This window comes from Actinoplanes sp. KI2, from assembly GCF_025630775.1.
Lineage (GTDB): Bacteria > Actinomycetota > Actinomycetes > Mycobacteriales > Micromonosporaceae > Actinoplanes.
Genome location: NZ_JAOSZE010000007.1, coordinates 204,567 through 227,360 on the forward strand (window position 1 = coordinate 204,567; position 22,794 = coordinate 227,360).

General features: G+C 71.8%; 11 protein-coding genes. 10 read left to right on the forward strand and 1 reads right to left on the reverse strand.

Annotated features, from left to right (window positions below; genetic code table 11):
• Positions 1-229: 229 nt before the first annotated feature.
• From ODJ79_RS09640 to ODJ79_RS09680, 9 genes are all read left to right on the forward strand, one after another.
• On the forward strand, positions 230-7,534 hold the full coding sequence (locus ODJ79_RS09640) for a type I polyketide synthase (RefSeq protein ID WP_263023003.1): 7,305 nt from the start codon (positions 230-232) through the stop codon (positions 7,532-7,534).
• 5 nt (positions 7,535-7,539) lie between these two features.
• Positions 7,540-11,979, forward strand: coding sequence for a beta-ketoacyl synthase N-terminal-like domain-containing protein (locus ODJ79_RS09645; RefSeq protein ID WP_263023004.1), 4,440 nt, complete (start codon positions 7,540-7,542; stop codon positions 11,977-11,979).
• A 10-nt stretch (positions 11,980-11,989) separates the two neighbouring features.
• Positions 11,990-12,286, forward strand: a complete 297-nt coding sequence (locus ODJ79_RS09650; protein ID WP_263023005.1) for an acyl carrier protein — start codon at positions 11,990-11,992, stop codon at positions 12,284-12,286.
• Positions 12,283-13,056 carry an alpha/beta fold hydrolase gene (locus ODJ79_RS09655; RefSeq protein ID WP_263023006.1) on the forward strand — a complete coding sequence of 258 codons (774 nt, stop codon included), beginning with the start codon at positions 12,283-12,285 and terminating at the stop codon, positions 13,054-13,056. Before ODJ79_RS09650 ends, ODJ79_RS09655 begins: the two co-directional genes overlap by 4 nt.
• 22 nt (positions 13,057-13,078) lie before the next feature.
• On the forward strand, positions 13,079-14,020 hold the full coding sequence (locus ODJ79_RS09660) for a sulfotransferase (protein WP_263023007.1): 942 nt from the start codon (positions 13,079-13,081) through the stop codon (positions 14,018-14,020).
• Positions 14,017-15,651: a hypothetical protein gene (locus tag ODJ79_RS09665; protein ID WP_263023008.1), complete on the forward strand. Its 1,635-nt coding sequence runs from the start codon at positions 14,017-14,019 to the stop codon at positions 15,649-15,651. The genes ODJ79_RS09660 and ODJ79_RS09665 overlap by 4 nt, the downstream gene beginning before the upstream one ends.
• 74 nt (positions 15,652-15,725) lie before the next feature.
• Complete coding sequence (locus tag ODJ79_RS09670) at positions 15,726-17,480, forward strand: hypothetical protein (RefSeq protein WP_263023009.1); 1,755 nt, start codon at positions 15,726-15,728, stop codon at positions 17,478-17,480.
• Positions 17,481-17,569: 89 nt separating this feature from the next.
• Entirely contained in the window at positions 17,570-18,574 is a 1,005-nt protein-coding gene (locus ODJ79_RS09675; RefSeq protein WP_263023010.1) for an alpha/beta hydrolase family esterase, read from the forward strand.
• Between the two features lie 95 nt (positions 18,575-18,669).
• Positions 18,670-18,918 carry a hypothetical protein gene (locus tag ODJ79_RS09680; RefSeq protein WP_263023011.1) on the forward strand — a complete coding sequence of 83 codons (249 nt, stop codon included), beginning with the start codon at positions 18,670-18,672 and terminating at the stop codon, positions 18,916-18,918.
• Here ODJ79_RS09680 and ODJ79_RS09685 read toward each other — a convergent pair.
• Positions 18,896-19,144 (reverse strand): hypothetical protein, encoded by a 249-nt coding sequence (locus ODJ79_RS09685; protein WP_263023012.1) that lies wholly within the window; start codon positions 19,142-19,144, stop codon positions 18,896-18,898. The genes ODJ79_RS09680 and ODJ79_RS09685 overlap by 23 nt on opposite strands.
• 528 nt (positions 19,145-19,672) lie before the next feature.
• Here ODJ79_RS09685 and ODJ79_RS09690 point away from each other — a divergent pair.
• Positions 19,673-22,741 carry a M14 family metallopeptidase gene (locus ODJ79_RS09690; RefSeq protein ID WP_263023013.1) on the forward strand — a complete coding sequence of 1,023 codons (3,069 nt, stop codon included), beginning with the start codon at positions 19,673-19,675 and terminating at the stop codon, positions 22,739-22,741.
• Positions 22,742-22,794: the final 53 nt, after the last annotated feature.

Genomic DNA, 22,794 nt, shown 5'->3' on the forward strand with positions numbered 1-22,794 from the left:
CAGTGGGCCCGGAGATTCTGACGTCCATCGATACGACGCCAGTAGATGCATCCGGGGGGAGGGTCATCGACGGAAAGTTCTGCACCTTTTCGATCGACATGGTGTAACCCTCACGTAATGAGTCGTCGCTAGCTTCCTAGCCGGAGCTCTCCACGCACTCGGATGTTACGAAAACTCACACTGCCACACACGCGACCCCCAGCGCGTCCGCCAACGAACCGGGAGTCCAATGAGTACTGTCGTGAACCCGAACCGACTCGTCCTCGCCGTCACCGGCGGCGTAGGCCTGGACGCCAGCCCGCATGTCCTCACGACGGCCGCGCGGGCCGGTGCACTTCCCGTATTGGACCTGGCCACCGGCGACACCTGGTCGCTGCGTGGGCTCGCGCAGATCGCCCGGCACGCGTCCGGGCTGGCCGTGCGGATCACGGCGGAGTGCGCCGTGACCCCGGCCGACCTGACCCGCAGCGGCGGCGACGCGGTAACCGTCGTCGTGCTCGCCGCCGACAGTCCCTGGCCGATCCCCGAAACGGCCGAACGCTACGAAGTCCTCGTCGAGGTGACGAGTCTCACCGAGGGCCGCGCGGCTGTCGCGGCCGGCGCTGCCGGACTAATCGCACGTGGCATGGAGTCGGGTGGCCGGGTCAGCGAACTGAGCGCGTTCATCCTGATGCAACAACTGGTGTCCGAAGTGGACGCGCCGGTGTGGGTGGCCGGCGGCGTCGGTGCGCGTACGTCGGCGGCCTCGGTCGTCGGTGGGGCGGCGGGCGTGCTGCTCGACACGCAACTCGCGCTGATGCCGGAATCCACAGTGTCCGACGACGTTGCCGCGCTGCTGCGCCGGATGGACGGCACCGAGGTGGTCTCCGAGGGTGCCCTCCGGGGCCTGCGCCGTGGCGAGACGCTGCTGCCGATCGGCCAGGACGGTTGGCTCGCTCGTGACTTCGCCGACCGCTGGGCCGACACCGCCGCGGCGGTGCGTGGCATCAGAGAGTCCATCGTGGACGCGTTGGAACACCCCGAGGCCGGGGACGTCCTGCGGGCCGGTGCGCCGCTGGCGCAGGCGCTCGGCGTGCGGTTGCCGATCGCGCAGGGCCCGATGACCCGGGTCAGCGACGAGGCCGCCTTCGCCGGTGCGGTGGCCGACGCGGGCGGTCTGCCGTTCATCGCGCTCGCGCTGGCCGATGCGGAGCAGACCCGCCGGATGCTGACCGAGGCCCGGGCCGCGCTCGGCGACCGGCCGTGGGGCGTCGGCGTGCTGGGCTTCGCCCCCGAGGCGCTGCGGGCGGCGCAGATCGAGATCATCCGCGAGATCAAACCGCAGGTGGCGATCATCGCGGGCGGCCGGCCGGCCCAGGCCAAGGGCCTGGAGGCGGACGGGATCAGTTCCTTCCTGCATGTTCCGTCGCCCGGGCTGCTGCGCCAGTTCCTGCAGGCGGGCTCGCGCAAGTTCGTCTTCGAGGGCGCGGAGTGCGGCGGCCACGTCGGCCCGCGCGCCAGCTTCCCGCTCTGGGAGGCGCAACTCGCCGTACTCGCGGAGTTTCTCGACGGCAAGCCCGCCGGCAGCGCCGCCGAGTTGCAGATCTTCTTCGCCGGTGGGATTCACGACGAGCGTTCCGCCGCGATGGTCGCCGCGATGGCCGGTCCGCTCACCCGCCGTGGCGCCAGGATCGGCGTGTTGATGGGCACGGCGTACCTGTTCACCGCCGAAGCGGTGACGCACGGCGCGGTCCAGCCGTTGTTCCAGCGGCAGGCCATCGAGGCCACTCGCACCGCGCTGCTCGAGACGGCGCCCGGGCACGCCACCCGCTGTCTGTCCTCGGCCTTCGTCGACGACTTCCACGGGCTGCGCGAATCGCTCGAGGGCGCCGGCGTGGACAACCGGGTCGTGTGGGAGCAGCTCGAGATGCTCAACGTCGGCCGGCTGCGGATCGCCAGCAAGGGCCTGCGCCGCGACGGCGACGCGCTGGTCCGGGTGGACGCCGCCACCCAGGCCGCCGAGGGCCTCTTCATGGCCGGCCAGGTCGCCGTGCTGCGGCACCGCGCCACCACGGTCGCCGACCTGCACGCCCAGGTGTCCGGCGCGGCCGCCGACCTGCACGCCGAGCGGGTCGCCGCAGCCCGTACCGGACTCGGGCTCGGCCCGGAAGCCGAGATCGTCGAGCCCGCGACACCGCTGGACATCGCGATCGTCGGCATGGCCTGCGTCTTTCCCGGCTCGCCGGATCTGCCGAGCTTTTGGAACACCGTGCTGAGCGGTGCCGACGTCGTCCGCGAGGTGCCGCCCGAGCGGTGGGACGCGCAGATCTACTACGCGCCCGAGGTCGGGCCCGGGCAGGTCGGCCGGGTCGCGGTCTCCAAGTGGGGCGGCTTCATCGACCCGGTGCCGTTCGACGCCATCAAGTTCGGGATCCCGCCGTCGGCGCTGGCCAGCATCGATCCCACCCAGCTGCTGGCGCTGGAGATCTCCCACCGGGCGCTGCTCGACGCGGGGTATCCGTACGACTCCGGCTTCGACCACGGCCGGACCGGCGTGGTCTTCGGCGCCGAGGCCGGCAGCGACATGAGCCAGGCCCAGACGCTGCGCACCATGCTGCCCGGCTACGTCGGCGAGGTACCTGAGGAGCTGGACGAGCTGCTCCCGCGGGTCACCGAGGACACGTTCCCCGGCCTGCTGGTCAACGTGGTCGCCGGCCGGGTGGCGAACCGGCTGGACCTGGGCGGCCCCAACTACACCGTGGACGCGGCCTGCGCCTCCTCGCTGGCCGCGATGGATGCCGCCTGCAAGGAGCTGATCGGGGGCGGCAGCGACCTGATGATCTGCGGCGGCGCCGACCTGCACAACGGCATCAACGACTACCTGATGTTCACCTCGGCGCACGCACTCTCGCCAACCGGGCGATGTCGCACGTTCGACAGCACCGGCGACGGCATCGCGCTCGGCGAGGGGGTCGCGGCCGTCGTCCTCAAGCGGCTCGCCGACGCCGAACGCGACGGCGACCGGGTCTACGCGGTGATCAAGGGCCTCGGCGGGGCGAGCGACGGGCGGGCGCTGGGCCTGACCGCGCCGCGCCCGGAGGGCCAGCGCCGGGCCATGGACAAGGCGTACGCCGGGGCGGGTGTGTCGCCGAGCCAGGTCGGCCTGGTCGAGGCGCACGGCACCGGCACCGTGGTCGGTGACCGCACCGAGCTCGAGACGCTGACCACGATGTTCATCGAGTCGGGCGCCCGGCCCGGCGCCGCGGTGCTCGGTTCGGTCAAGTCGCAGATCGGCCACACCAAGTGCGCCGCGGGCATGGCCGGTGTGATCAAGACAGCGCTCGCCCTGCACACCGGCGTCCGCCCGCCGACGATCAACCTGACCCGGCCGAACCCGGCGTGGAACCCGCAGACCAGCCCGTTCGCGTTCCACACCGAGCCGCGCCCGTGGGCCGCCCCGGCGCAGGAGCGGCTGGCCGGCGTCAGCGCGTTCGGCTTCGGTGGCACCAACTTCCACGCGGTGCTGGGTGCGCACGCACCCACGGCCGATCCGCAGCACTCTCGCCAGCAGTGGCCGGTCGAGCTCTTCTGCTTCCGCGGCGCAAGCATCGACGCGGCCCGCCGCGGCGTGCAGAAGCTGATCGACAAGGTGGGCTCGCTGCCCTCCTCGGTGCGGCTGCGCGATCTCGCTGCCGCGGCCGCCCGCGACTCGGACCCACGCACCGGTCCGGTGCGCATCGCGATCGTCGCCGAGGACGTCGACGACCTGCTCGCCCTGCTGCAACGGGCGCTGGCGGGCGAGCACGACCCGCGCCGGGGACTGGTCCAGCCGCAGCAGACGCCGGCCGAGGGCCCCGGCAAGGTGGCGTTCCTCTTCCCCGGCCAGGGCAGCCAGCGGCCGGGCGCCCTGTCCGACCTGTTCGTTGCGTTCCCGGAGCTGCGGCATTATCTCGATCTCGGCCGCGAATGGGCCGACCTGCTCTTCCCGCCGACCGCGTTCGATGAGGCGACCGCACAGGAGCAGGCCGACCGGATCCGCGACACCCGGGTCGCCCAGCCGGTGCTCGGCGTCGGCGGGCTGGCCGTGGATCACGTACTGCGCCGGCTCGGTGTGCGGCCGGACATGGCCGGCGGCCACAGCTACGGCGAACTGGTCGCGCTGTGCACGGCCGGGGCCTTCGACCCGGCAACCCTGCTGGAGCTGAGCAGGCACCGGGCGGCGGCGATCCTCGACGCGGCCGGCGACGACCCCGGCACGATGGCCGCGGTCTCCGGCACCACCGAGCGGATCTCCGCGGTGCTCGCCTCGGCCGGGCTGGCCGACCGGGTGGTCCTCGCCAACCACAATTCGCCGACCCAGGTGGTCATCTCCGGTCCGACCGAGGCCGTCGGCCAGGCTGTCGCCGCGCTCAAGGCGGACGGGCTCACCGCCCGGCCCATCCCGGTCGCGGCCGCCTTCCACAGCCCGGTGGTGGCCGACGGCGCGGCCGCGTTCGCGTCGGTGCTCGCCGGCCAGGCCGTCGACGCCCCGCTGATCCCGGTCTGGTCCAACGCAAGCGCGCAGCCCTATGCGGCGTCCGCGGACGCGGTACGCGACGGGCTGGCCGGCCAGATCGGCTCGCCGGTCCGCTTCGTCGAGCAGATCGAGGCGATGTATGCCGCCGGCGCCCGCATCTTCGTCGAGGCCGGGCCCGGCCAGGTCCTCGGCAGGCTCGTGACGGACGTGTTGGGCGAGCGTCCACACCAGGTCGTCACCGTCGACGGCCGCCCCGGCCAGGGCCTGCGCGGCCTGCTGTCGGCCACCGCCGAACTGGCCTGCGCCGGGGTACCGGTGCAGACCGGCTGGCTCTTCGCCGGCCGCGGCGTCGCGCCGGTCACCCCGGCCGAGGCCGCCGCCCGTCCCATCTGGACGGTCGACGGCCAGCTGATCCGAGACCGTAACGGGGAACCGCTGCCCGGTGGCATGACCCCGCCCCGTCGAGTGGAGGTATTGACGATGACCGCAGCCCAGGGCCGGAGGTCCGAGCCGGGACGCGACGGCCGGGAGGACGTGGTCAGCGAGTTTCTGCGGACCAGCCGCGATCTGATCGCGAGCCAGCGCGACGTGCTGCTGGCGTACCTCGGTGTCGACGTGCCGGCCGATGGCCGGGTGGAGTGGCAGCCCGCCGAGGCGGCGCCCGTGCAGTATCAGCGGCAGGCCCGGCTGGACGCCGCCCCGGCGCCCGTCCAATATCAGCGGCAGGCTCGGCTGGACGCCGCCCCGGCGCACGTCGCTGTCGTGCCGCTCGCCCCGGTGTCGCCGGCTCCCGCGCTGATGCCGGCCGCCGCCGTGGCCGTCCCCGCAGCGGCGCCGGCCGGGCCGGCGCCGGTCGCGCCCGTCCCGGCCGGGCCGGTCCCGGCCGGCGGCCTGGACGTGCAGGGATCGGTGCTCGCGGTGATCAGCGAGCGGACGGGCTATCCGGAGGAGTTGATCGAGCTCGACCTCGACCTGGAGGCGGACCTGAGCGTCGACTCGATCAAGCGGGCCGAGGTGGCCGGTGAGGTCGCCAACCGGTTGGGGCTGTCCGTCGAGGGTGACGAGTCCGAGCTGGAGGAGCTGGTCAAGGCCCGGACCGTCCGCGCCATGGTGTCCTGGCTGGACTCCCGGATCACCATGCCGCTCGCCGCCGCACCCGCAGCGGCGCCGGCCGGGCCGGCGCCGGTCGCGCCCGTCCCGGCCGGGCCGGTCCCGGCCGGCGGCCTGGACGTGCAGGGGTCCGTGCTCGCGGTGATCAGCGAGCGGACGGGCTATCCGGAGGAGTTGATCGAGCTCGACCTCGACCTGGAGGCGGACCTGAGCGTCGACTCGATCAAGCGGGCCGAGGTGGCCGGTGAGGTCGCCAACCGGTTGGGGCTGTCCGTCGAGGGTGACGAGTCGGAGCTGGAGGAGCTGGTCAAGGCCCGGACCGTCCGCGCCATGGTGTCCTGGCTGGACTCCCGGATCAACGGCGAACCGGTGGCGGCGCACGCGGCGGTCCCGGCGGTCAACGCGGTCCCGGCGGTCAACGCGGTCCCGGCGGTCAACGCGGTCCCGGCGGTCAACGCGGTCTCGGCGACTGCCCCGCCGTTGGCCGCGAATCCCGGCGTCGCTCCGCAACGCCTGGTCTCCGTTCTCGAACCCACCCCGGCCACCGGCACCGCGCCGTCGCTCGCCGGCGCGAAGTTCCTGATCACCGGCGGGGCCGGCGCCGGCGCGCGGCTCGCCGAGCTGCTCGCCGAGGCCGGCGCGACCGGCGTGTCCGCCGATCTGACGGCGGACCCGGCCGGCTACGACGGCGTTGTCGTGCTGGACGGCCTGACCGACGGTGCCGCGCCTGTGCTTCCCGACGCGTTCGGCTTCCTGAAGAACGCCCTGGCGGCCGGCCCGAAGTGGCTCCTCGCGGCCGGCCCCCAGGGCGGCGGTGTGCGCACCGACGGCCTGCCCGGCCTGTTCCGCACGCTGGCCCGCGAGTACCCGGACGTGATCACCCGCTATGTCGAGGCGAGCCCGGACGGTCTGGCCGAGGGCCTGGTCGAGGAGCTCCAGGACGGATTGCCGGCGCCGGTCGTGCACCGGCTCACCGGCGACCGGATGACCGAGCAGTTCCTCGCTTCCGGACTGGGCGCGCTGGCCGACGGTGGCGCGGGCCCGGCCGGCGAGGGCGCCGCCGAGACGCAGGCGATCGGCCTGGACCCCGACTCGGTGGTGGTGCTGATCGGCGGGGCGCGAGGCATCACCCCCTGGTTCGGCCGCACTGTCGCCGGTGGCGCCCGCTGCCGGGTGGAGCTGGTCGGGCGTACCCCGCTGCCGCAGGTCGACGAGGACCCGGAACTGGCCGCCGCGGCCGACAAGGCAGCACTGCGCGCGGCCCTGGCCCGGCGCGGTATGCGTGCGCCGGCCGAGATCGACCGCGCCGCGTCCGCGGTGCTCGCCGCCCGCGAGGTCAGCGCGACCATCGCCGAGCTCGAGGAGCTCGGAGCCCAGGTCCGCTACCACGCCCTCGACGTGCGCGACGGCGAGGCGACTCACCGGCTGATGAAGCGGATCCACGACGAGTACGGCCACATCGACGGACTTGTCTACGCGGCCGGTGTCATCGAGGACCGGCTGGTCGCCGACAAGGACCCGGCGTCGTTCGAGCGGGTGTTCCGCACGAAGGTCGACGGCGCCCGGTCGGTGCTGGACGCCCTCGACGCCTCCGGCGCGCAGCCGCGGTTCGTGGTGCTGTTCGGGTCGATCGCGGCGGTGTACGGGAACCGGGGGCAGAGTGACTACGCCGCGGCCAACGACGCGCTGAGCACCATGGCCGCCCGCTGGTCGAAGGAGACCGGCCGGCGCGCCGTCACCGTGCACTGGGGACCGTGGGCTCCGTCGGGCCGGCACGGCGGCATGGTCACGCCGGAGCTCACCGCCGAGTACGCCCGGCGCGGCATAGGCCTCATCGACCCCGAGGAGGGTGCCCTGAGCCTGCTCCGCGAGCTCGCCTGGGGTGACCCCGCGATGACCTCGGTCGTCCTGACCGCGTCGGCCTGGTAGCCGGTATGGAACAGATCGCGATCGTCGGGATGGCGGCCCTCTTCCCGGGCTCGGCCGATCTCGACCAGTACTGGCGGAACGTGGTCGCCGGCAAGGGCTGCATCACCGACGTCCCGCCGGACCGGTTCGACGAGCTCTTCTACGACCCGGAGAACGCGCACCGCCCCGACCGGTTCTACTGCCGGCGCGGCGGGTTCCTCGACGAGGCGGCGTTCGAGCCGCTGAAGTTCGGGATCATGCCCAACTCGGTCACCGACATCGAGCCCGATCAGTTGATTTCGCTCGAGGTCGCCTCGGCCGCCATCACCGACGCCGGTGGCCCCGAGAGGATGCCCGACGCCGACCGGATCGGCGTGATCCTCGGCCGGGGCGGCCTGATCAGCCCCGGCGCGATTCGGTACTCCCAGCGGGTCCGGGTGAACAACCAGGTCATCAGCATCCTCCGGGAACTGCTCCCGGACCTCGACGAGGAGCGGCTCGACCTGGTCCGGGACCGGTTCGACCAGCAGCTCGGCAAGCAGCAGCCGGAGGGCGCGATCGGCGTGGTGCCGAACCTCGCCGCCTCCCGGGTGGCGAACCGGCTCAACCTGCGCGGCCCCGCGTACACGATCGACGCGGCCTGCGCCTCCTCGCTGCTGGCGGTCGACCAGGGCATGACCGAGCTGTCCAGCGGCCGGCTCGACGCGGTCCTGGCCGGCGGCACCCACCACGTACACGACATCAGCTTTTGGTCGGTCTTCAACCAGCTGCAGGCGCTAAGCCGCACGGGCGACATCCGCCCGTTCGACGCCGGCGCCGACGGCATGCTGGTCGGCGAGGGCACCGGGTTCGTGGTGCTGAAGCGCCTGGCGGACGCCGAGCGCGCCGGCGACCGGGTGTACGCCGTCATCCGCGGCAGCGGCACCTCGAGCGACGGCCGGTCGGCCAGCATGTTCAACCCGGCCAGTTCCGGGCAGGCGCTGGCGATCCGCCGCGCGTGGGAGATGGCCGGGCTGGACCCGACGGCCAGTGACGCGCTGGGCCTGCTGGAGGCGCACGGTACCGGCACCCCGACGGGTGACGCGGCCGAGCTCACCACGCTGGCCGAGGTGTTCGGGGGCCCCGGCGACGGCGAGCGGCCGGTCATCGGCTCGGTCAAGTCGATGATCGGGCACGCCATGCCGGCGGCCGGCATCGCCGGACTGATCAAGGCCGCCCTGGCGGTGTATCACGGCGTGCTGCCACCCACGGTGAACTGCGATGAGCCGCGCGCGGAGATGGCGAGGACCCGCTTCACGCCGATCGCGGCGGCGAAACCTTGGCCGGGTACGGGTCCGCGGCGCGCCGGTGTCAACGCGTTCGGCTTCGGCGGGGTCAACGCGCACGTCGTGATCGAGCAGCACGTCGCCGCCGGATCGGTCACGGTCGCCGAGCCCGACCGGGTGGTGTGGCTCTCCGCCGACTCACCGGCGGAGCTGGGCGACCTGCTGGACCGTCCGGACGCCGTGGTGCGAGGGCTGGAACTGGCCGGCGAGGTGGCCGGCGGCCGCACCCGGCTCGGCATGGTCGACCCGACCGACCAGCGGATCGCTGCGGCGCGGCGGATGGTCGCGCGGGGGGCGGCGTGGCGCGGTGGCCGGGACATCTGGTTCACCCCGCGGCCGCTGCTCGGCGCCGGCGGCGGCCGGCTCGCCTTCGTCTATCCGGGGGTCGAGGCCGAGTTCGCCCCGCGTACGGCCGATGTCGCCGGCCATTTCGGGCTGCCGTACCGGGAGTTCGCGGCCGAGGACCTGGGCCGGCACGGCACCGGTCTGCTCGAGGTCGGCCGGCTGCTGGACGGGGCGCTGCGCCGGATGAACGTGCGGCCCGACGCGGTCGCTGGGCACAGCATCGGCGAGTGGACCGCAGCCGTGATCACCGGACAGATGAGCGTTGCGGGCGTGGACGCGTTCCTGAGCGTCTTCGACGCGAACAAGGTGGAGATCTCCGGGTACGCGTTCGCCGCGATCAGCGCCCCGGCCGAGACGGTGACGCCGCTGCTGGCCGGCTATCCGGGCGTCCTGTTCACGCACGACAACGCGCCCACCCAGTGCGTCGTCAACGGTCCCCGTGAGCAGGTCCAGCGCCTGGTCGACGACCTGCGCGCGGACAACGTGCTGTGCCAGCTGCTGCCGTTCCGGTCGGCGTTCCACACGCCGGTCTTCGCCGAGGGACTGCAGGCGATCGGCGCGGCGCTGGGTCGCTGGGAGCCGCGGCCCACCGAGGTGCCGGTCTGGTCCGGCACGCTCGCCGCACCCTTCCCGACCGACCCCGACGAGGTCAACCAGCTCTTCATCCGGCACATGATCGAGCCGGTCCGGTTCCGGCAGACCGTCAACGCCATGTACGACGCCGGGATCCGGGTCTTCCTCCAGGTCGGGCCCGGGCAGCTGGCCACTCTGATCGACGACAACCTGCGCGGCAAGGATCATCTCGCGATGCCGGTGAACGTCTCCCGCCGCAGCGGCATGGACCAGCTCCGGCGGGTCGCCACCGCGCTGTGGGTGGACGGCGGGGAACCGGACCTGCATGCGCTCGACCCGGCCCCGGCGGCGGCCACCCCCAGGGTCGTGCCGGAGCGCCTGGTGGCCGGGCCGGCCGCGCGCAAGGGGCCGTCCGTGCGGCTGGATCTGAGCGGGGCGCTGGTCAAGCTCGGTCCGGGCGCGGCCGACCTGCTGGGCATCTCGGCCACGCCCGCTCCCGGACGGCCGCCGGCGCCGGCGCCGGCCGCGGTTTCCGCTGCTGACCCTGCTCCGCAGGCCGCCGCACTGACGGCGCTCAACCGCATGGCGAGCACCTCCAGCGCGGCCAAGGAACTTGTGGCCCTGCTTCAGGAGACGGCACACGACGCGGTCACCGTAATGAATGCGGCCGCGGCACCGAGCCGGCCGCCGGCACCGAGGCACCTGACCGCGGCCGACAACGAGGTGCTGTTGCGGACCTCGATGAACGTGTCCATCGAGGACATGCCGTACCTGCTGGACCACTGCTTCTTCGCGCAGCCGGACGACTGGCCGCGGGTCGAGGACCGCTGGCCCGTGGTGCCGGCGACCACCATGGTGCAGTTCATGATGGACGCCGCCGAACAAGCCGTGCCGGGGTGGAAGGCGATCGGCGTACGCGAGGCGAAGTTCAACCGCTGGCTGAAGGCGGCGCCGCCGCAGCGGGTGGACGTGACGGTCAAGCGGGTGGCCTCGAACCTGCTGTCGGTGGCGCTGGGCGGGTACGCCCGGTCCGTGATCGAGGTGGGCACCAGCTATCCGGAACCGCCGGAGCCGGCCTGGAGCCAGGACCCCGCGACGGAGTTCCCGCCCTCGATCAGTGCCGAGCAGATGTACGCCGAGCGCCTGATGTTCCACGGCCCGCAGTTCCAGGGCGTCACCGCCGTGTACGCGCTCGGGAACATGCACGTACGCGGCGAGGTGACCACCCCCGTGCCACCGGGCGGGCTCCTCGACAACGCGTTGCAGCTCATCGGCAACTGGCTCCCCGTCACCCAGCCGTTCCGGACGGTGGCGCTGCCGGTGGGGATCGGGCACGTCACGTTCTACGGGCCGCAGCCCGCGCCGGGCACCGCGTTCGACTGCCTGGTGCGGATCCGCACGATCACCGACACCGAGCTGGTCGCGGATGCCCAGCTCTCGATCGGCGGCCGGGTCTGGGCGCAGATCGACGGCGCGACGGACCGGCGGTTCGACAGCCACCCGATCGCGAAGGCCTGCGAGCGATTCCCCGAGCGGTACCCCATGTCGCAGCGCCGGCCGGAGGGCTGGGCGGTGGTCTTCGACGCCTGGACCGACCTGGTCACCCGGGGGATGGCCGTGCGGAGCATCCTGGGCGCCGACGCCGCGATCGAGTACGACCGAATGGCGGCCGCCAAGAAGAAACCGTGGATGCTGGGCCGGATCGCCGCCAAGGACGCCGTCCGGTTCCGTCAGTGGGATGCCGGACACACCGACGTCTTCCCGGTCGAGCTCACCATCCGCAACCTGCCGTCGGGGCAGCCGTTCGTGGAGTTGCGGCCCGGCCGCGGCCTGGTCGACAGCGCGCTGTCGCTGGCACACACCGAGGAGGTCGCGGTGGCGATCTCCGGACCGGCGGGCGCCGAGGTGGGCATCGACATCGTCGAGATCGCGCCCCGCGACGACAGCACGCTCCGGTACGCCCTGAGCGAAGCGGAGATCGCGCAGCTCGGAACGGACCGCGACCGCCGGTTCGCCCGGATCTGGGCGGCGAAGGAAGCCGTCGGCAAAGCTCTCGGCACGGGCCTCGGCGGATCGCCGCGCCGCTTCGAGGTGTCTCTCGACCAGGGCACGGTGACCGTCGACGACCGTACCTTCCCGGTCGCCTACCAGGAGATCGAAAATCCGCCCGACCTTCCGCCGCGGCGCTATGTCGTGGCCTGGACCAGCCCCGCAGAGAAATAAGGAGCACACCATGCCTTCGGACCAGACCGATGTTCTTGCCGATGTCGACGCCATGCTCCGCGACGTGCTGGGCGACTTCGGCCCCGACGCCGAGATCACTATGGATACGACGTTCCGCGACGACCTCGGCATGGAAAGCCTCGACGTGGTGTCGCTGGCCGGGCGCCTGCAGGCCCGCTACGGCAACTCGGTCAACTTCGCGCTGTTCGTGTCCACCTTCGACGTCGCCTCGGTCGGTGAGCTGACCGTCGGCCAGCTCGTCGAATACATTTCCGATTCGCTCGCCAAGGCGCCGGCTGCCTCATGACCATCGTCCACGCGAACGGCGTCGACCTCCACGTGCAGGAGGTCGCGCCGATCGGCGACCCGATCGGCACGGCCGTGCTCATCCACGGCATGACCTCGGACAGCATGGCGAGCTGGTTCCTCACGCTGGCCCACCCGCTGGCGCAGGCCGGGCTGCGGGTGCTGCTGTACGACCTGCGCGGCCACGGGCACAGCGAGCGCCCGCCGACCGGCTACAGCCTGGACCACTTCGTCGACGACCTGGACGCGTTGCTCGCCGAGCACTGGAAGGTGGACGGTCCGGTCCACCTGTTCGGGAACTCGTTCGGCGGCACGGTGGCCTTCTCGTACGCGGCGCGGCATCCGGCGCGGGTGGCCGGCCTCGTCACGATCGAGTCCGCGCCACCGACCGCCGCCTGGTTCGGCCGGATGGCCCGGCGGCTGGCGCGGGCCGCGGAGACCCTCGCCGACGTCGACGCGGTGCTGACCAGCCGGCCGCTGATGGCCCATCGGGTCCGCACCGCGTCCGCGCTGCTGGCCGAGACCAGCGTCGGTGTGGAACTGCCGAACAGTGTCCTGAGCGACCCGGCGGCCATCGCGGCCATCGACTGCCCGGTGCTCTGCCTCTACGGCGGGGATTCGGCCGTGCAAGAGCTCGCGGCCGAAACCGAACGGCTACTGCCTTTGTCCCGGCACGTCGTCGTCGCGGGTTTCGGGCACACCCTGCTGATCGACGCTCCTGACCAGGTCCGGGCCGAGGTCCTGGCCTGGCTCGTCGCCTACGTTCACTGATCGCCCCGGGGGGATTACGCATATGGAAAGAGCCATCATCATCAGCAACGGGCGCAGCGGCTCCACGCTGCTGTCCGACCTGATCGTCGAGGAACCGCAAACCTGCTCGGCGCAGGAATACTTCATGTCCTTGGCGCCGTGGAACCGCAGCACCGAGCTGATCACCGGGCACGAGTTCTGGAACGTGCTCAGTGAGCCCAAGGAGGAGCTCTCGGTCCTGTTCCGGATCGGCGCACCACCCAAGGAGATCCGCTACCCGGCACACGGCCGGTTCGCCGCTGACCTGGCAAGCCTGCCGCGCATCCTCGCGGTCACCCTGCCCGCGCTCACCGAGGATCCCGACGCGCTGTTCGACTCGCTCGCCGAACCGGTCAAGCGCTTTCCGGCCCAGCGCGTCGGCGCCCACCACCGGGCCTTCCTCGATCTGCTCGCGGAGAAGACCGGCAAGCAGCGCTGGGTCGAGCGGTCCGGCGGCTCGAGCCAGATCACCACGTCGCTGCTCGAGAACTTTCCCACCGCAAAGTTCGTCTATCTGACCCGGGACTGGGCGGCCACCGCGAAATCGATGAGCAGACACTCGTCGTTCCAGATCGTGCAGTTACGGCTCGAGGCCATGGCCCGGTACGGCGTGGATCCGCTCACGGCCGACCCCGGCGACGACGTCCCGGCCGAGCTCGCGGAATTCCTGCCCGGCCGGCTCACCGCCGAGACCCTGCGCCGGCGCGGTGACGACCAGAGGCTCTTCCTGGGCCTGTGCGCGTTCATGAGCAGCCAGGCCGACCAGGCGCTGGCCGACCACCCGCCGGCCCAGCTGCACCGGATGGCGTACGAACAACTGGTCGCCGACCCGATCGGTGAGCTGACCACGCTGGGCGAGTTCCTCGGCTTCGCCGACCCGGCCGCCTGGGCCGCGTCGGTGGCCGGTCGAGTGCGTACCACCTCGTCGATGGCGGTGGTGGCATGAACGCGCTGGCCGGAATCGCGACCGCGCTGGTGCTGGGCGTCGCCGCCATCACCCCGGTCGGCGCCGGACCGACCAACCCCGAATATTCGTCCGAGCTGATCGGCAAGGCGCAGCCCGACGAGTGCTTCAACGGCATCGGCCAGCCGTACCCCGCCGGGCCGCCGTGCACGACCGGCAAGCCCAAGGTCAACCAGGCGTACGTCTGGGGCATGACCAAGGTCAACGATGACGTCTGGTTCGGCACCGGTGCGAACACCATGTGCCTGACCAGCGGCTCCAGCCTGGGCGCGGTCACGCCGGTGGTCAACGACGACTACACCTGCGAGTACGGCGAAAGCCAGGCGGCCAAGACGCACGAGAATCTCGTGCCGGCGCTCGGCGACATCCGCGCCCCGCAGGTGTGGCTCTACGACGGCGCTGCCAAGACGCTGGTGAACAAGTCGGCGGAGATCAGCGCCGGATCCCGCGTCGACGCCCTGCGGCTGCGCGACACGCTCGGTCTGCGTGCGGCCGGCAATTTCGACGGCGTCGTCCTGTTCGCCGGGCCGGCGGTGAGCAGCTTCCTCAACGTTTTCGCGTTCGACGCGGTCAGCAAGCGCTTCCTGGGCTCCCGTACGCTCGTCGAGTACGGCAACGCCCGGACCTTCCTGGTCGCCGCCGGCAGCCTCTACCTCGGCGTCGGGATCGGCCCCAACGGCTCGACCAGTGGCGCCGTGCTGCGCTGGACCGGCAACGTCAGCCGGCCGTTCGCCTTCCAGAAGGTCGCCACCCTGCCCGCGCAGGCCGCGGACCTCGCCTACCACGACGGCCGGATCGCCGCGACCACCTGGTCCGCCGCCAAGGCCACCAGCGACTCCCAGCTGGCCTCGGTCTGGATCAGCCCGCCATTGCCGCTGGACAGCTCATCGGCCGGGAGCTGGACCCAGGTCTTCAACGTCGGCCAGTACGAGACCGACCCGCTGATAAAGCTGACCTACGGGTTGGGCGGGGTGGCCTCCTACGGCGGCTACCTGTACTGGGGCACGATGCACGTGCCGCTGAAGTCCACCATCGCGCACCAGAACACGTACCCGCAGAGCACCGACGACGCCAAGAAGGCGCAGATCAAGTTCAGCCAGCGGACCGCGAGCATCTGGCGCGGCAAGGATCTGGGTACCCCGAACCAGAAGATCGAATTGCTGTACGGCGAGTCCGTGCTGCCCGCCTACAACCCGGCCACGTCCGCCTGGTCCGGCGTGCCCACCGGCTGGACCGCGCTGTACGGCATGTCCGGCTTCGGCAACCCGTTCAACAACTACACCTGGCGGATGGTGGTCGCGGGGGACCGGCTCTATGTCGCCACCATGGACTGGAGCTACATCGTCCACGACCTCAGCGCCACGGCGGCGCCCACCGACCCGGCCGGATGGGGCGCCGACCTGTGGATGTTCCCGTCCGCGACCGACAGGGCGGTGGCGGTCAACACCACCGGGTTCGGGAACTACCTCAACTACGGCATCCGCAACATGGTCGCCGACGGTGACGGGCTCTACCTGGGCATGGCCAACCCGATGAACCTTCGCACGGACCCGACCGACGCGGTGCCCGAGGGCGGCTGGGAACTCATCAAACTGAACCGATCCCCGGCGTGACCCACCCCGATCGAGCCGGCGGCGCCAGGCGCCGCCGGCTCGCGTTCGCGTTCGACCGAGAGGAAATCCGTTCCGTGCATACGCCGATCACCATCGTCGCGCGCCGGGTGGTGGCCGCGATCGCCGTCCTGGTGGTCACCGGGGGCGCCGCGACCGTGCCGGCCGAGGCCTCGCCGGGTCACCACGTGGGCCGGTCGCAGTACAGGTTCACCAGGCTGGCCAAGGCCCAGCCCGACGAGTGCTTCAACGGCGTTGGACAGCCCTATCCCGCCGGCCCGCCGTGCAGGTCCGGGCAGGCCAAGGTCAATCAGGCGTACGTCTGGGGTCTCACCCAAGCCGGCACGACGGTGTGGTTCGGCACCGGGGCGAACGTGCACTGCCTGGTCAGCGGCTACACCCTCGGCTACCTGAAGCCGGTCGCCAACCGCGACTGGACCTGCGAGTACGGCGACAGCCAGGCGGTCCGGAACGACCCGGCGATCCCCGCCGACATCGGTGACATGCGCGCTCCGCAGGTGTGGACCTACGACACCGTCACGCGCACGTCGGTGAACAGGTCCGCCGAGATCGCGGCGACGTCGCCCGACGACGCGGCGCGCCTGGCGCACACCGTGGGCCTGCGCGCCGCCGGAACGTTCGGCAACGTCGTCCTGCTCGGCGGACCGGCGCTCGAGGACACCCTGAACATGTTCGCCTTCGACGCGACCACGAAGAAATACCTCGGCTCCGTCACCTTCCCGGACTACAGCAACATTCGTACGTTCCTGGTCGCCCGGGACGCTCTCTATCTCGGCGTAGGCACCGGGCACAACGGCACGGGCGGCGGCGGTGTGCTGCGCTGGACCGGGGACACCGGCAACCCGTTCCGCTTCGTCACCGTCGCGACCCTGCCCGTGCAGGCCGCCGACCTCGTCCTGTACGGCGATCAGATCGCCGCCACGACCTGGCCGACCAGCAAGCCGAACGCCCCACAACTGCTGGCCGGGTTGTGGCTCAGCCCGCGGCTGTCCGACGGCGCGCCCGGCCTCAACCCCGAGGACGCCGCCGGCTGGAAACAGGTGTGGAACGCCGCGATGTACGAGCCCGACCGGGTGACCGCGGCGACCTACGGCGGCGGCGGACTCGCGGCATACGACGGCTATGTCTACTGGGGCACCATGCACGTCCCGATGAAGGCCAGCATCGTTTCCGCCGGCATCTACCCGCCGGCCGACGACGCCGCAGCCAAGGCCCAGCGGCTCAACACCCAGCGGGCCATCAGCATCTGGCGGGGCAAGGATCTGGGCCTGCCGACCCAGAAGATCGAGTTGCTGTACGGCGAATCGACCCTGCCCGCCTGGGACCCGGCGACCTCGACCTGGTCGCAGAAGCCCACACACTTCACCCCGCGGTACGGAAAGTCGGGCTTCGGCAACATCTTCAACAACTACACCTGGCGCATGGCGGTCGTCGACGACAAGCTCTTCGTCGGCACCATGGACTGGAGCTACCTGTTCACGGGCGTCCTCGCCGGCGGCAGGAGCGCGCCGGTCAACGCGGCCGCCCGGAAGGCCCTCTCCGATCCCGGCGGCTGGGTGGGCGCGCCGGTCCGCGCCCAGCGGTTCGGCGGCGATCTGTGGATGTTCCCCAGCAGCGCCGCCGAGGCCACGGCGATCAACACCACGGGCCTTGGCAACTACCTCAACTACGGGGTTCGCAACATGATCCCGAACGGCTCCGGGGGCCTCTACCTGGGCATGGCCAACCCGATGAACCTGCGTACCGACCCGAGGGACGCTCGTCCGGAGGGCGGCTGGGAACTGCTCGAGTTGACCAAACCCGCGAGATAGCCGCGCCGGCCTGGGCCCGGTGAGAACTCCGCACCGGACCCAGGCCATTTCTTTACCTCGCCCGAACGTCCGGAGGAGACAGTGCCGTGGTGAGAGCTCGAGTCCTTGTCCTGGTGACCCTGCTCCTCCTCGGCTGCGCGGGCTGCCGTCCGGGCCGCGGCACCATGCCGACCACGACGGGCGGCCCGGCCACGCCGGCCGGGTCGTCGGGTCTGCCCGTCCCCGGCGGGCCAGCCGTTTCCGTGCCGGAAGGCCAGTCCACCGGCGCCCTGACCGTCGGCGATCACCAGCGCACCTACCGGCTCTACCGTCCGGCCGGCGTGACCCGGGCGGCCCCGCTGGTGGTCGTCCTGCACGGCGCCGCCGGCAGCGGCCGGCAGGCCGAGGCCGCGTACGGCTGGGACGCCGAGGCGGACACCGGCAAGTTTCTGGTCGCCTACCCGGACGGCGTCGGACATACCTGGAACGTCGACCCCGACTGCTGTGGTGCGGCCGCCCGCGACGACGTCGACGACGTCGGCTTCATCACCCGGCTGGCCGGCTCGTTCGGCTCGCTGGTCGACCGGTCCCGGATCTTTGCCACCGGCATCTCCAACGGCGCGATGATGGCCTACCGGCTGGCCTGCGACACCAAGATCTTCGCCGCGATCGGCCCCGACTCCGGCACCATGATCAACGATTGTGCCCACCCCGCGCCATTGTCGATCATCCACATCCACGGCACCGCCGACGGGATCATCCCGTACGACGGCGGCCCGGGACGGCTCGACAACGCCGGCGCCGGCGCCCGCCTTCCCGCCAAGATCGACGGTCCGCCCATACCGTCGCTGATCGCCACCTGGCGCAGGACCGACAACTGCGGCACTCCGCACAGCACGACGGCCGGCCTGGTCACCACCTCGACGGCGACCTGCCCCGGCGGCCGCGCGGTAGAGTTGATCACGATCGCCGGCGCCGGCCACCAGTGGCCGGGCGGCCGAACCGCCCCTGCGCTCCAACGGCTTCTCCACCTCGACCCACCGTCCACGGCGCTGACGGCGACACCGACGATCTGGACGTTCTTCGCCGCCCATCCCGGGACGCGAGCCGGTTGACGAACGTCGTGGGTGCCGAAACCCAACCGGGCTTTGACCTGGCGCGCGGACGACGAGCAGCAGGAGCGCCGACGCCCGCGCCGTAGAATGGCGGGATGACCACCGAGCCCTCGTCCGTCGAGGCTCTCGTCCTGCGGCGTGCGCTGGAGGGCTCGGTGCTGCCGCGCTTGCAGGCCGGTGCCTCGCCGCAGCGGCTGCTCACCACGCTGCTCGCCGAGCACTGGCTGGACGCCCCCGCGGCGCTGCCGATGAGCGCGCTGATGTCATCGAGGTGGTGCTCGCGGCGGCCGCCGACATCGGCCGGCGGCTCGGGCACCGCGATCAGCCGTAGAACGGCCGGTTGAACCGGGGTGGGCGGAACGGGAGGTAGCGGGCGGCCGCACCGCCCGGGTCGGCGGCGGCCGCCCGCGCGTTCATGGCGCGGGAGCCGGTGCCGGGCCAGCGGCCGGTCCGCAGGCGGTCGACCATGGTGCCGATGGCGGCCACCTGCTCGCCCGGGGTGAAGTCGCAGTGGCCGGCCGACTCGACGTAGGTCTGACGAAGCAGGCGCTCGTTGCCCTTGTCGCGCACGATCGCCTGGTACGACTGCGTCGAACCGGTCCGGGTGCACCTGGGCCACGCCCGCCGACACGCACCCTCCCATGGAGCTGCCCGAGGCGATCGCCCAGCGGGCCCGGCCGAACGCTTCCTCGAACCTGTCGAGCGCGGCCGCCTGGTTGTCGATGGCCTGCCGAAGGTCCCAGCCGGTCACGAGCCGGGTTGTGCCGCCGACGGCGTAGCCGTGTTCGAGCAGCAGCGCGGTCGGCGGGGCGTCGAGCCGGCCGCTCGCGAAGTCGAGGTCGACAAGCACCACCCGGTTCCAGTGCCGCGGCGTGGCGAACTGATAGGCGGTGCCGTCCGGGAGGCTGCCGGCGACGCAAACCGTGGCGTCGCCCCTGATGATGACCACCTCCGATCGCGTGAACTCCGGTGTCCTCGGTATCGCTCATCGACCGGACCCTCAACCGTGCCTTCCGCACCGCGGAATGTTTGCTTCGGCTCACCGTTTCGATGGTGTTTGATGTCTGGTGACATCGACAGCCTTCGGGGGGAAGACTCGTGCGACGACCAAAGTGGACCGTATTCGGTGCGGCCCTCGTGCTCGCCACGTCGATCGTCGTGAGCCCGCCACCGGCTCCGGCGGCGCCGCCGGCCGCAGGCCCGGGTCTCGACGTCTACCAGGGCACGCTCGACCGGGCCCAGTGGCAGCGGCTGAGCGCCGGCGGTGTGGACCTCCAGGAGGCCGGCCGCGGGCCGGCGGCCGGCGCCAAGACCACGGTCGAGCTGGTGCTCACTCGCGACCAGGCGGCGCGGCTGGTGGCGGCCGGCGTACCGCTGCGGGTCAAACCCGCGACCAAGCGGATGCGCGCGACGGCGCAGTCGCCGAGCGTCTTCCGGCCGTACAGCGGGCCGGGCGGTATCCGGGAGGAGCTGGCCACCACCGCGGCCCGCTTCCCGCACCTGGCGAAGCTGGAGACGATCGGGTATTCGCTGCGCGGGCAGCCGATCCAGGCGGTCAAGGTCACCGCCGGCGCGCGGACCGTGCCGGACGGGCGCCGGCCGGCCGTGCTCTACTTCGGCGCCCAGCACGCCCGAGAATGGATCACCCCCGAGATGGTGCGCCGGCTGATGCACCACGTGCTGGACGGGTACGGCGCCGATCCGGCGATCACCAGGCTGCTGGGCACCACCGAGCTGTGGTTCATGCCGGTCGCCAACCCGGACGGCTACGACATCACGTTCACCGGCGACGAGTTCCGCTACGTCCGCAAGAACCTGCGCGACAACAACGGCGACGGCGTGTTCGGCCCCGAGGACGGCGTCGACCTGAACCGCAACTTCGCCGAGAAGTGGAATTACGACAACGAGGGCTCCTCCGACGATCCGCATGACGACACCTACCGTGGGCCCGCGCCCGAGTCGGAGCCGGAGACGAAAGCGCTGGACGGGCTGCTCGGGCGCATCGGCTTCCGGTTCCTGATCAACTACCACTCGGCGGCCGAGTTGCTGCTGTGGGGTTCCGGCTGGCAGGTCTCGACGGTCAACCCGGACGACCAGATCTCGATGGCGCTGTCCGGGGATCACGCGAACTCGGCGGTACCCGGTTACCAGCCCATGCAATCGGCCCAGATGTACACCACCAACGGCGACACGGACACGCATGCCCAGGCCCGGTACGGGACGATCGGCTTCGCCGCCGAGATGTCGACCTGCCAGACGGCCTCCGCGTCCGAACCGGACGACCAATGGGAGCCCGACGACTGCCGGACCGAATTCGACTTCCCCGACGACGAGAAGCTGATCCAGGCCGAGTACCAGAAGAACGTTCCGTTCGCGCTGTCGGTCGCCCGATCGGCCGGGGACCCGGCCGACCCGGTCTCGGTGGTCGGGCGCCGCACCGGGGACCTCGTGCCGGGTGTGTTCGCCGACTCCTTCGGCGCCGGCCAGCAGGTGTCCGTCATCGCCAAGCGGTCCCTGCGCGACGTCCGGTTGCATTACAAGATCAACAACGGTTCCGAGCGTACGGCCGCGGTCTGCGAATTCCGCGGGGGTGAGCGATACGGCGGAACCGGTGACAAGTACTTCGCCGAGCTGCGGGGCACTGTGGTCGGGCAGCGGCCCAAGGACAGGGTACGGGTGTGGTTCACGGCCCGCGGCGGCAAGGCGAGCGAGCCGTTCGGCTACACCGTCGCGGACCGGATCGGCGGGGACGTGCTGGTCCTGGCCACCGAGGACGTCACCGGCATCAACCCGCCGAGCACCGACGGCGCCACCTCGGCCCGGTTCGCCGACGAGCACGTCGACGCCCTGCGGCACGCGGGCTACCGCGCCGACGTCTACGACATGGACACACACGGCGGTCGGGCGCCGGACGCGCTCGGCGTGCTGTCCCACTACCGCGCCGTGGTCTGGGAGACCGGCGACAACGTGATGCCGCGCAAGCCGGGCCAGCCGGACTTCACCACCACCCGGGCCGAGGTCGAGACCGAACTGGCCGTCCGCGATTACCTGAACGAGGGCGGCAAGCTGCTCTACGCCGGCCAGTACGCGGCGTACGCCGAGAGCAACGCCCTCTACCAGCCGGACGGGCCGACCGAGTGTCTCGACCTCGACGACCTGACCTGCCAATACCTGGGCGACGACTTCCGGCAGTACTGGCTCGGCGCGGGCATCTACGTCGACGACGGTGGCCACCAGGCCGTGGGCGTGACCGGCCGGTCCGGCGTCTTCTCCGGCCTGACCGCGCCGGTGGGCGCGCAGCAGCACACGGCATCGTTCATGACCACCTCGAGTCAGCTGCCGGTCGCCCAGTTCCCGCAGTTCACCAGCACGGCCCCGATGATCTGGAAACGCGACGCCCCGGGTCCCCTCGACCCGATCGACGGCGACTGGTACCTCTTCGACGGCCAGAGCAGCCTCACCGCGTTGAGCAAGCCGTTCTACAAGCGACTGACGAGGACCGTCGACCTTACCGCGGCGCACGATGCCCACCTGCGGTTCAAGTTCTCGCGCTCCACGGCGGGCGACGACTTCACGTTCGTCGAGGCGCACGAGGCCGGCACCGACAACTGGACGACGCTGCCGGACGCCGGCGGCCATACCACCACCGACAACGGCTTCGACTGCCAGTTCGACGGATTCGGACCGCATCCGTTCCTCGCGCACTACTGGGGCACCGACTGCGGGCCGAAGGGCACCACCGGTACCTGGAACGCGGCGACCGATGACAGCGGCGGCTGGCAGACCTTCGACGCCGACCTGTCCGCGTACGCGGGCAAGCGTGTCGAGATCTCGATCTCCGAGCTGTCGGACGGCTTCTCGCAGGGTTTCGGCGCCTTCCTCGACGATGTCCGGGTCGACGTCGACGGCGCGACGGTCACCCGGACATCCTTCGAGTCGGACCTGGGTGGCTGGATGGTCGGCGGGCCGCCGCCCGGCTCCCCGGACAACCCCGTGAACTGGATGCGCAGCCGGCAGGCGTACGACCTCGGCGCCGCGACCGCGACCGCGGACACTCTCTATCTGGGGTTCGGCTTGGAGAAGATGCCGGCGTCCGACCGCAACGACCTGATGGCCCGCGCCATGCGCCACCTCCTGCCGTCGGGCCATCGGCGGAGCCAGTCCTAGGCCGGTCAGGCGCGGCTTGATCGAGGGATGGAGGTGCGGCGCCGCCCTGCCTA

Excerpts from the sequence above, each read along its gene's own strand:
- ODJ79_RS09640 (WP_263023003.1), top strand. The coding sequence starts at position 230 with ATGAGTACTGTCGTGAACCCGAACCGACTCGTCCTCGCCGTCACCGGC.
- ODJ79_RS09645 (WP_263023004.1), top strand. The coding sequence starts at position 7,540 with ATGGAACAGATCGCGATCGTCGGGATGGCGGCCCTCTTCCCGGGCTCG.
- ODJ79_RS09650 (WP_263023005.1), top strand. The coding sequence starts at position 11,990 with ATGCCTTCGGACCAGACCGATGTTCTTGCCGATGTCGACGCCATGCTC.
- ODJ79_RS09655 (WP_263023006.1), top strand. The coding sequence starts at position 12,283 with ATGACCATCGTCCACGCGAACGGCGTCGACCTCCACGTGCAGGAGGTC.
- ODJ79_RS09660 (WP_263023007.1), top strand. The coding sequence starts at position 13,079 with ATGGAAAGAGCCATCATCATCAGCAACGGGCGCAGCGGCTCCACGCTG.
- ODJ79_RS09665 (WP_263023008.1), top strand. The coding sequence starts at position 14,017 with ATGAACGCGCTGGCCGGAATCGCGACCGCGCTGGTGCTGGGCGTCGCC.
- ODJ79_RS09680 (WP_263023011.1), top strand. The coding sequence starts at position 18,670 with ATGACCACCGAGCCCTCGTCCGTCGAGGCTCTCGTCCTGCGGCGTGCG.